Here is a 13,192-nt window from a genome sequence, read left to right as displayed (position 1 = left end):
TTATAAGGAGTTCCTTTTTTAATTCCAATATGTGACTAGATTAAAGAAATGGATTGAGGAGAAATTACAATTGACACAAGTTTTAGGGGGTGAATGAAGATGCAAAAACAAAGAGGTAATATGATGCCAATTCTTGCTTCTGTAGGCATTGGGGCAGCTGCATATTATAGCATGAAAAGAAAAGGTGTAGCTAATGTTGCCCAACAGATGGTTCCATTTGCTGGTGGCATGGGAAATCAAGGAAAACAAAACCAGAACCAACAAAGTTAAGTGCTTTAAGAAAAAAAGGATATATAGGCTTCCTAAAAGGGGGTCTATTTATTCTTTTACATAGATATATAAAATTCATTTTGTTATAATGTACGAAAATATATTTATGAAGGAGTTAAACAATTTGGGGAATAAAAAGTTTATTGGATACGTAGGTACATATACAAAAGAAGAAAGCAAAGGTGTATACTCATTTACTCTAGATACAGAAAAAGGCGAAATCAATGATGTCAATGTAGCAGCAGAATTAGACAACCCTACATACGTCACAGTTAGTAAAGATAACACAAATTTATATGCTGTTGCCAAGGAAGGCGATAAAGGCGGTGTTACTGCATTTTCATTAAATAATCAAACAGGAGAACTAACGAAGTTAAACAGTCAAGCAACTGCAGGATCCCCTCCTTGTCATGTTAGTGTAAATAGTGATAATACTAATGTGGTCACAGCTAATTATCATACAACGAAAATAGAGTCTTTTTTTACAAATGATGATGGATCTTTAAATCCAGCTACTTTTGTAGAGCATGAAGGAACGGGTCCACATAAGAGACAAGAAAAGCCACATATGCATTATGCTGGATTTACTCCTGACGATAAGTATGTGATTGCTATTGATTTGGGAAGTGACCGTGTTATTTCGTACACAATTGATAATGGAGAGTTTGTAGAAGTTAATACATTTAATGCCAAGCCCGGAAGTGGCCCAAGACATATCACGTTTCATCCAAATGGTAAATTAGCTTATGTTATGACTGAGCTTACATCAGAAGTTCTGGTCCTTGAATATGATTCTGAAAATGGAAAGTTATCACAAATACAGGCAGTTCCAACGATTCCGGATGATTTTAACGAAGTAAATGATGGTAGTGCAATTCATATCACTTCTGACGGACGGTTTGTTTATGCTGGAAACCGTGGACATAACAGTATTGCAATTTACAAAGTTGATCAAGTTTCAGGAGAACTGGAGTTTGTTGAATGGACTTCTACAGAAGGAAACTGGCCTCGTGACTTTGTTTTAGATCCTTCAGAGAAATTCCTCGTTGCTGCAAATCAGAAGTCGAATACACTTGTATTGTTTAAAAGGGATGAGACTACTGGGAAATTAACAGTATCACAATCAGGTGTAAAAGTACCAGAAGCAGTTTGTGTGAAATTTTTAAATAACTAATATCAAATCATTTTTATCCTATAGTTTAGATGTATTCTGTAAGCAATTGCTTAAGGGGATCATTTAAACTATAGTTTTTTTATTAGGCAGATAAATTAGTTTTTAAATAATTAGGTAAATGCCCACCCATAATGGTTGGAAAGCCATAGGATAACTAGTGAACAACATAAGGGGGTGTTGATGAGATGCACAATAGTTTTGCATTAATCGTCGTGTTATTTATCTTATTAATCATAGTAGGGACTTCTTACGTTGTCTAAACGAAAAGAATAGTTCAAAGAGGTCACAGATGTGGCCTCTTTTTGGTATGTAATCGAGTAGAAACTGGATAATAGATTTTGAATATAAATCAGTGCACCAAAGAATATTTGATAGTTGATCGTTTCACTTGTTATTTTATTTAATGAATAGGATAATAGACCTAAATAAAGAGTAGTAGATAGTTCTATTTAACTAATGACAGTTTCCACCCTAAATAAATATGTAAAGGGCAAGATCACTGAAAGGTGAGTTCGCAAAGCTATAGGGGCTACGTTCAAACAAGAATATGCCAGCCAGTTACCAAAATGATTAGTTTTTGTTTAGGAGAGGATATCGTTGAACAAGCGCTTGAATAAATTTGAAGAATTTAAACGCAAGTTATATTTATTTGTTTTACCTTTGTTAATTATTTCTTCGTTGATTAGTTTATTATACATAGATGAAAGTGAATCATTGAATACAATAATCCTACCGTTATTAGCGAGTGGATTTTGTGTTTCTTTAATTCTCATCTATACAAGAAAAGGTTTCAGATATGTTGAACTTGCGAATTTATTACTTATTAGTTTGTTCCATCTATTGAAAGTGTTTGAAATTGTTTCGTTAAATATGGTTACACAAGAAGAAGTTACAACAGGCAATGCTACCTATTGGACGCCATTACTATTTGTTTTTATATTTGTAACGCTTAAAGCAAGAAATGGATGGATCTATTCACTTGTACTTTGGGCTCTCACCTTAGCAATAGGAATCTACTATTGGAACGATATACCTTACTTTGGTTCAGAGTCGCTTATACAATATTATTTATCAAACTTGGTCTATATCATATTTCTGTTTTTTGCTCGTCATATTATTAGTGCCTATACAGAATCCGAAGTCTTGGAGAAAATGGCCTTTTATGATGCCCTAACTGGTATTGCTAATAGAAGAAAAGTGTACCAGTGGCTAGAAGAATCTCTTGATAAAGATAACCAGTTTTCAGTTATATTTTTTGATTTAGATTACTTCAAAAAAATTAATGATGAATTTGGACATGTTGCAGGTGATAAGGTATTAATCGAAGTTTCAGAATTAGTCAAAAGATATATTCGTTCAGACGACTTTTTTGGTAGGTGGGGAGGAGAAGAATTTATCATAGTGTCTCGTAACAGAGATAAAATAGAAGCATTGAGACTCGCAGAGCAATTAAGGAAAGAAATCGAAAATCATTCATTCCTCCTTGTTAAGAAGGTCACATCAAGTTTTGGTGTTGCTGTTTCAGAAAAAGGGGATACTACTGAATCGATGCTTGATAGAGTAGATGATGTGTTATATATGGCGAAGGAGCAAGGAAGAAATCAGGTCAAGGTTTTATGAAATATAAAAAGTAAGAGGATGTCCACTATGATTAGAATATAGGGACACCCTTTTTTTTATAGCATACACCAGGAAATTATAGATTTAGTGTCCTGTGGATAACTGATTATTACATGTGCCACTTCCAGCTACAGCGCCTAACCCCTCGAGGTCTTAAGTCAAACATCTTTGTGGTAAAGAGCGCCACATAGATGTTCGTCTTAATTGCCCTAGGGTGAGCAAGACGACCTGTGCTTTTGTTCTTGGTTAAGTTATTTACTAGGAAATTCACTAAGATAAATTAAATCATTATTTTACACATATCATTGGTAAATTCTACTGGATCATGGATTGGTAAGCCTTCAATTAACAATGCTTGACTGTACAATAAGTTAGTATATAAGCTTAGTTTTTGTTTATCTGTATCAAAAGCAGTTTTTAAAGACTGAAATACCTCATGATTAACATTAATTTCTAGGATTTTGTCAGCTTGTACATCTGGGTTATCGGGCATTGATTTTAGAATTTTTTCCATTTCTATCGAGACTTCGCCATCGCTGGATAAGCAAACAGGATGTGATTTAAGTCTCTTAGAAACTTTAACATCTTTAACTTTTCCAGATAATGTTTCTTTCATATAGTCAAAAAGTGCTTTATTATCACTTTCTTCTATGTCTGTTTTATCAACGTTATCCTCTTCAATTCCTAAGTCTCCGCTTGAGATTGATTTAAATTCTTTTTCTTGATACTTCAGTAGCATTTTAATGGCAAATTCATCAACTTCATCGGTGAAATATAAAATTTCATACCCCTTTTCTGCAATTACTTCTGTTTGAGGTAACTTTTCAATACGTGCATTATTTTCTCCAGAAGCATAATAAATATATTTTTGATTTTCCGGCATTCTAGAGACATACTCTTCTAGAGTTACTAGTTTTTTCTCAGTTGATGAATAGAACATCAACAGATCTTGTAATAGTTCTTTATTATTTCCAAAGTCACTATATACTCCGAATTTTAACTGACGGCCAAAAGAGTCATAAAATTTTTCATAATTTTCTCTGTCATCTCTTAACAGACTTAAGAGTTGGCTTTTGATTTTTTTCTTAATATTTTTTGCAATTAATTTTAACTGTCGATCATGCTGTAATATTTCTCTTGAAATATTCAATGATAAGTCTTCAGAATCAACCATCCCTTTAACGAAGCTAAAATAATCCGGAAGTAAATCAGAACACTTTTCCATAATTAATACGCCACTAGAATATAACTCCAAGCCTTTTTCGAATTCTTTTGTATAATAGTCATAGGGCATTTGTTCTGGAATATAAAGAATAGATTGATACCTGACAGCACCATCAACACTAATATGGATATGTTTTAAAGGTTTGTCAAAGCCATAATGTTTTTCAGCATAAAAGTTTTCGTAATCTTCATCAGTAAGTTCACTTTTATTTTTTCTCCAAATAGGAACCATGCTATTTATTGTTTGTTCTTCAATAACGTCTTCAAATTCATTTTCAGTTCCTTCTTTTGGTTTTTGTTCGGTAACGTCCATTTTAATAGGATAGCGTATAAAATCAGAGTATTTTTTGATAATTGATTTTAAACGATATGATTCTAGGTAATCATCATAATTGTCATCTTCCGTGTTATCTTTAATTTTCAAGATAATATCTGTACCTATTTCATCTTTTTCACAGGTTTTAATTGTGTATCCATCGACACCTTTTGACTCCCATATATAAGCTTCATCACTACCTAATGACCTCGAAATCACAGTTACAACATCAGCTACCATAAATGAAGAATAAAAACCAACCCCAAATTGACCAATAATATCCTGTCCATCTCTCATTTCGTTTTCGTTCTTGAATGCCAAGGAACCACTTTTTGCAATAACCCCAAGATTATTTTCTAACTCTTCTTTCGTCATACCAATCCCAGTATCCGTGATTTTTAATGTTCTAGCTTTTTTGTCGGCAACTACTTTTATGTAATAATTATCTTGATCAAACGTAAGAGACTCATCTGTTAATGCCTTGTAATAGATCTTATCAATTGCATCACTTGAATTCGATATTAACTCTCTTAGAAAAATCTCTTTTTGTGAATAAATCGAGTTAATCATCATTTCAAGAAGTCTTTTGGATTCTGCTTTAAATTGTTTCTTCGCCATGGAGATTGCTCCTCTCGATATAATTAATTTAGTAGTTAGCACTCTTATTCCTAGAGTGCTAACTACTAAATTAAATACCACATATTTATATGCTATGTCAATAGTTACTGCTATCTAATGTTGATTTTTGCTTGCTGAATAATTTTGTAATTTTTATTTATGAATTTTTTTAAAAAATATTCGAGCATGCTAGGTTTAACGATGTATTGTAATTTGTTTCTCAGAACGAGATACAGACATAAAAAAACTTAATCGTAAAATTAATGCTTTCAATTCATAATAAAGTAACTCATACTATTAGTGAATGTATCAAGTGATTAGATGTACATAAGTTTATATTAAGGAAATTAGATGTACATAAGCTTATATTAAGGAAAGCAGGGGAAACCTATGAGTAAATGTATAATTTTTTTCGATATTGATGGAACATTACTTACACATGAAAAAGAACTACCAAAAGAGACAAAGCAAGCTATTTTTAAGTTGAAGCAACTTGGACATGATGTTGCAATTGCAACTGGACGTGCTCCATTCATGTATGAAGACTTGCGTAAGGAATTAGAAATCGATTCTTTTGTTAGTTATAATGGATCATACGTTGTTTATAAAGATGAAGTTATTTTTACTAATCCATTAAACGTTTTAGAACTGAAAAAATTAACAGAAGAAGCGCTTATAAACGATCATCCAGTTGTATTTATGGATCACGAAGATATGAAAGCAAATGTTCCTGATCATGTTTATATTAATGAGAGTTTTCAATCATTACAAATAAATCAATTTCCGAGTCATGATCCAAATTATCATCAAGGACGTGAACTGTATCAAACACTTTTGTTCTGTAAAGAGAGGGAAGAAAAATATTATCAGGAAAAATATAAATCGTTTGATTTTGTTAGATGGCATCCATTTTCACTTGATATAGTTCCTAGAGGTGGTTCAAAAGCAATTGGAATAGCAAAACTAGCTGCAAAACTAGGGTATGCAAAAGATAGACAGTATGCGTTTGGTGATGGTTTAAATGATCTTGAGATGCTATCTGTTATTGAAAATAGTGTTGCTATGGGCAATGCTGTAGATGATGTTAAATCGGTTGCAAAGTATGTAACTAAGTCAGTAGAAGATAATGGAATTTTACATGGTTTGAAGATGGTTGGGTTGTTATAGGTAAAAGTGAAAAATTTGAAGTGGGATTATCGAGGAGGCTCTTTTCAGTAATTGTTGACTACGACTTTTCGGAATGAAAGTCACTTCCCATTTTGTAGATTTTTAATCAACTTTAAAAACAACCTTTTTATCAAAAAAGAAGTAGCTATCTAGTTGAAATTGACGCTAGACAGCTACTTTTTGTTAACTAATATATTTATTTACAAATCCCCATACTTTATTCCAGTATCTCTCTGGATCAACTTTTTCAGCTTCACCATGCCCAGCACCTGGTATAATTAATCTATCTTTTTCCACATCGGCAGCATTGTATACTTCATCTAACATTTGAAATGGGACGAAACTATCATCTTCACCGTGAATAAAAAGCATTGGTGTAGTACTTTTAGCAACCTGCTTTATAGCTGATGCCTCATTCAAGTCATATCCTGCACGAATATTTGTTAATGTGTTAGCTGCGTTCATAATAGGGAACCTTGGTAACCCAAATAAATCATCAAGTTGGTAAGTGAATACATCCATAACGGAGGAATAGCCACAATCCTCGATAATCACTTTGACATTAGCAGGTAACTTTTCTCCAGATGCCATCATTACTGTGGCACCTCCCATTGAAACACCTAGGAGTGCTATTTCAGCCTCAGGTTCATCATTGGTAATTGTCTCTATCCATTGAAGCATATCTAATCGATCATGCCAACCCATTCCAATGTAATCTCCTTCACTTTCACCGTGCCCACGAAGGTCAGGTGCTAGTACACTGTAACCTTTTTCGTGAAAATTACGGATCCATCGGGTCATCTGAGTACTATTACCAGTATAGCCGTGAACAACAATGGCCCATTTATGATTGTTATTTTCATTTTTATACATATTTGCTTTTAGAGCTAAATTATCAGAAGATGTAATACTAACTTTATTTCCAGGATGCTTCTCTATAAATTCTTCGTCTAATAAATTACTAGCTTCAACTACTGCTGCAGAAACTGCTTCAGATTCAGCTAGATGTGGATTACCTTCTAAGAAATCTTTTTCTTTACTGGGATTTAATGCGAAGTTATAAAAATAGTTACCAACTAAACCATAGGCAATAACTAAAATACCTATAATAATTACAGCAAAATAAATAAATCTTTTCATTAGATATCTCCTTGTAAAACCAATTGAATTTATATCATAATTTATAATAGCATATAATGACTAGAAAAGGTGGGAATTTAGTACCGCATTTTCTATTTATCTATAGTTTCAGAAAGAATTTTTTTATTAGATGAGAGTTTTTGACTAGAAGTCTATCGTTGAGATAATATTTTTCACATCTTCATTAGGTTAGCTTAATCCATCGATTCAGAAGAAATTCGCTTTATTTTCGTGTATTTCCTTCCATATGAGACTTTTTGTTCTAAAAATTCATTATCAGCTAATTCATGAAGGTTTAAATCTTAGAGTTAGATGCAAAAACTTACGCAAGATCCTTAAAACAGTTCGATTTGCATAATAATGGAGCTGTTACTTTAAAATAGTTATTCATATAACAGCTTCGTTTGCAAAAGACTACCAAAACGTTGATAATAAAACTACCATTTAGGTTTGTTAAAATCTTTAGAAACAAACTAATTACATACTTTGGAATAGTAATAAAAATAATAAGATGTTAAAAAACAGGAATGCGAGTGATTATTTTAGTTTAACTTATTTTATTATTTGCCAGTAAAGGAAATAATGTAATGAATGAGTTGTTATAAAAAGGAGATTGTACAATGGCTTTAAGAACTTTATTATCTACGGATCAAATCAAACCATTTTTACAAAAAGCTTGGGAGGTATCAGGTTTCACTGAACTAACACCAATACAAGAAAAAGCTGGACCTGTAATAATGGGAGGGGAAGATGTTATTGCTGAATCACCAACAGGCAGTGGTAAAACTTTAGCATATCTTTTGCCTTTACTCCAGGAAATAGATTCTAATCAAAAAAACATTCAAGTAATGATTTTAGCTTCATCACACGAATTAGTTATGCAAATACATCAAGAGTTACAAAAATGGACCATAGATAGTGGAATAGGTAGTGCCACACTTATTGGTGGAGCAAATGTAAAAAGACAGCTAGAAAAATTAAAAAAACGACCTCAAATCATTCTAGGTACACCAGGAAGAATACAAGAATTATTAAAATCAAAAAAATTAAAAGTTCATGAAGTTAAAAAGATTGTACTTGATGAAGCTGATCAGTTGCTCGTACCAGAACATATTAATGAGGTTGAAAATATTATTAAGAGTACACTAAGGGAAAGACAAGTGTTATTATTCTCTGCAACACTTTCAAATAGTATTGAACAAAAAGCCGCAACCTTTATGAAAGAACCACAAGTAATTAGAATAAATGAACAGGAATTAGATAGGCCAAATGTTGAACATATGTATTTTGTTTGTGATGCAAGAGATAAGATAGAGTTACTTAGAAAGGTTTTAAAGGCAGATGAAAAAAAAGCTTTAGTTTTTGTTAGAGATATTGGGAATCTATCTGTTATGGCTGAAAAATTGGAATATATGGGGGTTTCAGTTGGTCAGCTACATGGAAACACTAAAAAACAAGAAAGAGAAAAAGCGATTAGAGATTTCAAATCTGGAAAGTCTCAATTGCTTTTGGGGACAGATGTGGCTGCTCGCGGTCTAGACATTCCAGATTTAACACATGTCGTGCATATGGATATTTCATCGGATGCTACACAATATCAACACCGTTCAGGACGAACGGGAAGATTGGGTTCGGTTGGTGGTACTGTAATCTCAATTATAACTGTTGCTGAAGAACGTAATTTACAAAAAATAAGCAGAGTTTTAGGTTTGGAAATCGCGAAAAAGAAGATTTATAAAGGGAATATTGTAGATGAGCGATAAGATAGGAATAAAATTAAAAAAGAAAAAGAAGGAACTGCATAGAGGCAGTTCCTTCTTCATATGAAGTATTTATATCTATTTATTTTTTTTAATTCGTTCAAATTCATTAAGAGCCTCGTCAAGTTGTTGTGAAACTTTTAAAAGTTGTTCTTGTTCTATTTTTCTTTGTGACAATTGATAGAGTTCGATCCTTAATTTTTCAATTTTAATTTCTAAAGCGCTAGTGCTTGTCAAATAAATCCCCACTCGTTATTTATTTTATACATCAGCAAAGAACGTTTGTTCGATTTAATTATAAACTAAATTACGAAAAAAAACAAGTGAGATTATAAAATCAAAGAAAAGCCACCAATAATTGAAAATTGGTGGCTCTTCATTATAAAATTTGTGATAAAAATAATTTTGTTCGTTCATGTTGTGGATTATCAAATAATTCAGCAGGAGTCCCCATTTCAATTATTTCCCCTTCATCGAATAAGACAATCCTATCTGCTACCTCACGAGCAAATCCCATTTCGTGTGTCACGACTAACATGGTTATTCCTGAATGGGCGAGCTCTTTCATAACGTCCAATACTTCTTTTATCATTTCTGGATCCAGAGCAGAGGTAGGTTCGTCAAATAGCATGATTTCTGGTTGCATCGCGAGTGCTCGGGCAATGGCAACACGTTGTTGTTGTCCCCCGGATAACTTGACCAGGATACTTATCTGCTTGTTCCGGTATCCCCACGCGTTCTAAAAGCTCTAAAGCTAATTTTTCTGCTTCTGCTTTAGGTTTTTTTCGAACCCATATCGGTGCTAAAGTAATGTTTTTTAATATCGTCATATGTGGGAACAGGTTGAATTGCTGAAACACCATACCAGTTTCTTTCCGGATTAAATCGATATCTTTCACATCATGAGATAGGCTAATTCCGTCAATAGTAATGTGGCCTTTTTGAATCTCTTCTAACCCATTGATTGTACGAATAAATGTTGACTTACCAGCCCCCGAGGGACTTAAGATAACTAGTACTTCACCTTTTTTTACGTTTAATGACACATCCTTTAAAACGTGAACATGCCCGAACCATTTATTAATAGTAACACAAGAGATAATTTCTTCACCTTCATTTATATTTGAATTTGTATCTGTTTGTTCCATTACTACATTCCTCCTTCATAGTATTCACTAACGTTCGCCGACACCTAATGTTTTTTCTAATCGCCGACTAGCATAGGATATTGAATAAGCAATAATCCAATAGCAAAAAGCAATAAATAGATAAGTTTCCATAATGCTACCTAAGAATTCGGGGTTTGATTTCACCGTTTGTGCAATACCAAGTATATCCATTAATCCAACAATCGCAACTAAAGAAGTATCTTTAAACATCGATATACTTTGACCTACGATATCTGGTATCACGGCGCGTAATGCTTGTGGCATGATAATGAATGTCATTGTATGAATTGGATGTAATCCGATGGCTTTTGCTGCTTCAAATTGACCCTTTGGAATCGATTGTAATCCATCACTAAGCAAATCTATCATTAATGAATAGTATCATGATAACAGGCAAAATGTTGATAATTTGAAGGTGAAAAGTATTTAATGTATTTTTTATTTTTAAATAAAATTATGTGAAAAATAGGGAAGGGGAAGGAATGAATAGAATTGTGGAGTTTGGTAAGAGCGTTTTTGAAAAAAATAGTAAGATTTTCTATCAAAGGTACATATTTGGTCAATCAATTGTACAAAATATAAATAATTCTATAGGAAATATAAATAAATGGAGTGGTTCTATGAATAAATATTTAATACAATTAATATTAATTCTATTTTTAGTATTAATTCCGGATAAGACGATGATTGGAATTAGTCTTGATCTTAAAGGGGAAAGAGAAGATGTAACTTCTGTAAGCGAAGATAAACTATCGCATAATTGGGCCAAAACAAGCTCTGAATTGAAAATGGTACATGATGACTCACATCAATATGATGTTTGGCATAACTTTATAAAAAAATCTGTTACTTGTGATATTACTCATAAAATAAAAACAGAAATATGGTATTGTGATTTACATAACCATACAAAATCTGAAGTATCTTTAGAGGAAACGATTCATAGTCATAAACATTAAAAGCAGTAGGAGAGGAGATGAAAAAGCAGGCACCAAGAAGGGTACCTGCTTTGTGTGTGTAATATAAACTACAAGCGTACAATTTCCATACATCAATGTTATACAAGAGATGAAATATGATTATTACTAGCTAACTTTTGAATTTGTGGCATTCTAGATAGATCCATGTTACCACCGCTAACAATGATTCCACAATGATTAGAATTTATTTTATCCCCATGTGCGAGTAGTGCTGCAAAAGCAGATGCGCCAGCACCTTCGATCAGTGATTTTTTTCGTTCAAGCATATATACCATAGCTGTAGCTATATCTTCATCCGTGACTGTGACCATATCATCCACATATTGTTCAATTATTGGAAATGTTTGAATACCGACTTTTTTGACAGCAATACCATCTGCAATAGTGGTAACAGTTGAAAGTACATCGGATCCTTGTTTGTGATAGAGGTTAAAGGTAGCGCTCGCACCTGCCGCTTGTACACCAATAATATTAATGTTTGGATTCATGTGCTTTGCTGCAACAGCAATCCCTGAAATTAGACCTCCGCCACCGACAGGTACAATAATTGTATCTAGTTGATCTTCTTGCTCTAACATTTCTAAAGCAATTGTACCTTGACCTGCCATGACATCTGGATCATCAAATGGGTGAACAAAAACACTTTTACTTTTTTCTTGTTCTTTTACGGCTGCTTCAAATGCTTCTTGGAAAGAATCTCCGGTTAGTACAATCGTTGCTCCGTAATTTTGAGTAGCTTCAATTTTAGCTTCTGGGGTGTGTTCAGGCATAAAGATTTTTGCTTCAATGCCTCTTTTTGCAGCAGCAAGAGCTACCCCTTGTGCATGATTGCCGGCAGATGCAGCAATCACTCCACGTTCTGCTTCTTGTTTAGTTAATTGAGCAACTTTATAGCTTGCACCGCGCACTTTGAAAGCCCCAGTTTTTTGCTGGTTCTCCATTTTAAAATACACATTTTTACCTGTCATATAATTTATAGACGACGATGTTGTTAGGGGTGTTCGATGAACTACTTTCTCTAAAAGTTTCATCGCGTCTTTGATTTTTGCCCCTGTTAAGCAATCCCCAATGATTTCACACTCCTCTAGTATTTTGTCTCTTGCGCTTCAAACTGTTCGATTTTATTTTCATGCGTTAACGTAACGGCAATCTCGTCCCAACCGTTAAGTAACATTTCCTGCTGGTACGCAGGAAGATCAAATGTTGCGCTAAAATCATCCGAACCATAGACGCGCTTATTTTCTAAGTCTACAGTAATAGTATAGGCTTCTGACTCAGAACGGTCAATGAGCTTTTGTGTTTGCTCTCCTGTTAACTGAATAGGAAGTATGCCATTTTTGGTACAATTGTTATAAAAAATATCTGCGAAACTAGAGGCGATAATCACTCGAAAACCATAATCTTGGAGTGCCCATGGTGCATGTTCACGAGATGAGCCGCAACCAAAGTTTTCGCCGGCAACAAGAATGGAAGCATTTTCATACTGTTTATAATTTAAGCTAAAGTCATCGCGTGGAGCTCCGTCGTTATCAAAGCGCCAATTATAAAATAAGAATTGCCCGAATCCTTGTCGAGAGATTCTTTTCAGAAATTGTTTTGGGATAATTTGATCTGTATCAATATTATCTCGGTTTAATGGATAAACAAGACCAGTATGTTTACGTATTGGTTCCATAATTATAAACCCTCCTTATAGTAAATAAATCTTATTAAACAATAGTTTTATGAGAATGGAAAGAAGTAGATATATGGCA

13 protein-coding genes, 1 pseudogene and 1 riboswitch are annotated in these 13,192 nt (G+C 33.4%); of the genes and pseudogenes, 7 read left to right on the top strand and 7 right to left on the bottom strand.

Features of this window, described 5'->3' with window-relative positions; all coding sequences use genetic code 11:
- Positions 1-99 precede the first annotated feature (99 nt).
- The 4 genes from QQS35_RS17410 to QQS35_RS17395 all read left to right on the top strand — a co-directional run bounded on the left by QQS35_RS17410 (position 100) and on the right by QQS35_RS17395 (position 3,064).
- Positions 100-270 (top strand): hypothetical protein, encoded by a 171-nt coding sequence (locus QQS35_RS17410; protein ID WP_285933503.1) that lies wholly within the window; start codon positions 100-102, stop codon positions 268-270.
- A 124-nt stretch (positions 271-394) separates the two neighbouring features.
- Positions 395-1,444, top strand: coding sequence for a lactonase family protein (locus QQS35_RS17405; protein WP_407933979.1), 1,050 nt, complete (start codon positions 395-397; stop codon positions 1,442-1,444).
- A 185-nt stretch (positions 1,445-1,629) separates the two neighbouring features.
- The gene (locus QQS35_RS17400; RefSeq protein ID WP_259867957.1) at positions 1,630-1,704 is read left to right on the top strand and encodes a YjcZ family sporulation protein; all 75 of its coding nucleotides are present in this window, start codon (positions 1,630-1,632) and stop codon (positions 1,702-1,704) included.
- A gap of 219 nt (positions 1,705-1,923) precedes the next feature.
- A riboswitch (cyclic di-GMP riboswitch) is annotated at positions 1,924-2,010 on the top strand.
- Positions 2,011-2,041: 31 nt separating this feature from the next.
- Positions 2,042-3,064, top strand: coding sequence for a GGDEF domain-containing protein (locus QQS35_RS17395; protein ID WP_285933501.1), 1,023 nt, complete (start codon positions 2,042-2,044; stop codon positions 3,062-3,064).
- A 280-nt stretch (positions 3,065-3,344) separates the two neighbouring features.
- Here the strand turns inward: QQS35_RS17395 and htpG are convergent, their stop codons facing one another.
- Positions 3,345-5,222 (bottom strand): molecular chaperone HtpG, encoded by a 1,878-nt coding sequence (htpG, locus tag QQS35_RS17390; protein ID WP_285933500.1) that lies wholly within the window; start codon positions 5,220-5,222, stop codon positions 3,345-3,347.
- Between the two features lie 390 nt (positions 5,223-5,612).
- Between htpG and QQS35_RS17385 the strand changes: the two genes are divergently transcribed.
- Positions 5,613-6,389, top strand: a complete 777-nt coding sequence (locus tag QQS35_RS17385; RefSeq protein WP_285933499.1) for a Cof-type HAD-IIB family hydrolase — start codon at positions 5,613-5,615, stop codon at positions 6,387-6,389.
- Positions 6,390-6,572: 183 nt separating this feature from the next.
- Here QQS35_RS17385 and QQS35_RS17380 read toward each other — a convergent pair whose 3' ends face one another.
- Positions 6,573-7,529, bottom strand: coding sequence for an alpha/beta hydrolase (locus tag QQS35_RS17380; RefSeq protein WP_285933498.1), 957 nt, complete (start codon positions 7,527-7,529; stop codon positions 6,573-6,575).
- A gap of 620 nt (positions 7,530-8,149) precedes the next feature.
- On the opposite strand from QQS35_RS17380, the gene QQS35_RS17375 reads away from it, so the two are divergent.
- Positions 8,150-9,292, top strand: a complete 1,143-nt coding sequence (locus tag QQS35_RS17375) for a DEAD/DEAH box helicase (RefSeq protein WP_285933497.1) — start codon at positions 8,150-8,152, stop codon at positions 9,290-9,292.
- Between the two features lie 75 nt (positions 9,293-9,367).
- On the opposite strand, the gene QQS35_RS17370 is transcribed toward QQS35_RS17375, so the two are convergent.
- From QQS35_RS17370 to QQS35_RS17360, 3 genes and pseudogenes are all read right to left on the bottom strand, one after another.
- Positions 9,368-9,526 (bottom strand): aspartyl-phosphate phosphatase Spo0E family protein, encoded by a 159-nt coding sequence (locus tag QQS35_RS17370; RefSeq protein ID WP_285933496.1) that lies wholly within the window; start codon positions 9,524-9,526, stop codon positions 9,368-9,370.
- A gap of 142 nt (positions 9,527-9,668) precedes the next feature.
- Positions 9,669-10,392, bottom strand: a pseudogene (locus tag QQS35_RS17365) (amino acid ABC transporter ATP-binding protein).
- Positions 10,393-10,464: 72 nt separating this feature from the next.
- Complete coding sequence (locus QQS35_RS17360) at positions 10,465-10,827, bottom strand: ABC transporter permease subunit (protein ID WP_285933495.1); 363 nt, start codon at positions 10,825-10,827, stop codon at positions 10,465-10,467.
- Between the two features lie 113 nt (positions 10,828-10,940).
- Between QQS35_RS17360 and QQS35_RS17355 the strand changes: the two genes are divergently transcribed.
- Positions 10,941-11,417: a hypothetical protein gene (locus tag QQS35_RS17355; RefSeq protein WP_285933494.1), complete on the top strand. Its 477-nt coding sequence runs from the start codon at positions 10,941-10,943 to the stop codon at positions 11,415-11,417.
- Between the two features lie 98 nt (positions 11,418-11,515).
- On the opposite strand, the gene ilvA is transcribed toward QQS35_RS17355, so the two are convergent.
- Both ilvA and leuD read right to left on the bottom strand, forming a co-directional pair.
- Positions 11,516-12,469, bottom strand: a complete 954-nt coding sequence (ilvA, locus tag QQS35_RS17350) for a threonine ammonia-lyase (protein ID WP_285933493.1) — start codon at positions 12,467-12,469, stop codon at positions 11,516-11,518.
- A 53-nt stretch (positions 12,470-12,522) separates the two neighbouring features.
- Positions 12,523-13,113, bottom strand: a complete 591-nt coding sequence (gene leuD, locus QQS35_RS17345) for a 3-isopropylmalate dehydratase small subunit (protein WP_285933492.1) — start codon at positions 13,111-13,113, stop codon at positions 12,523-12,525.
- Between the last annotated feature and the right edge of the window lie 79 nt (positions 13,114-13,192).

It is taken from the genome of Aquibacillus rhizosphaerae (assembly GCF_030282825.1).
Lineage (GTDB): Bacteria > Bacillota > Bacilli > Bacillales > Amphibacillaceae > Aquibacillus_C > Aquibacillus_C rhizosphaerae.
This window is presented reverse-complemented; position numbering and strand designations above follow the sequence as displayed.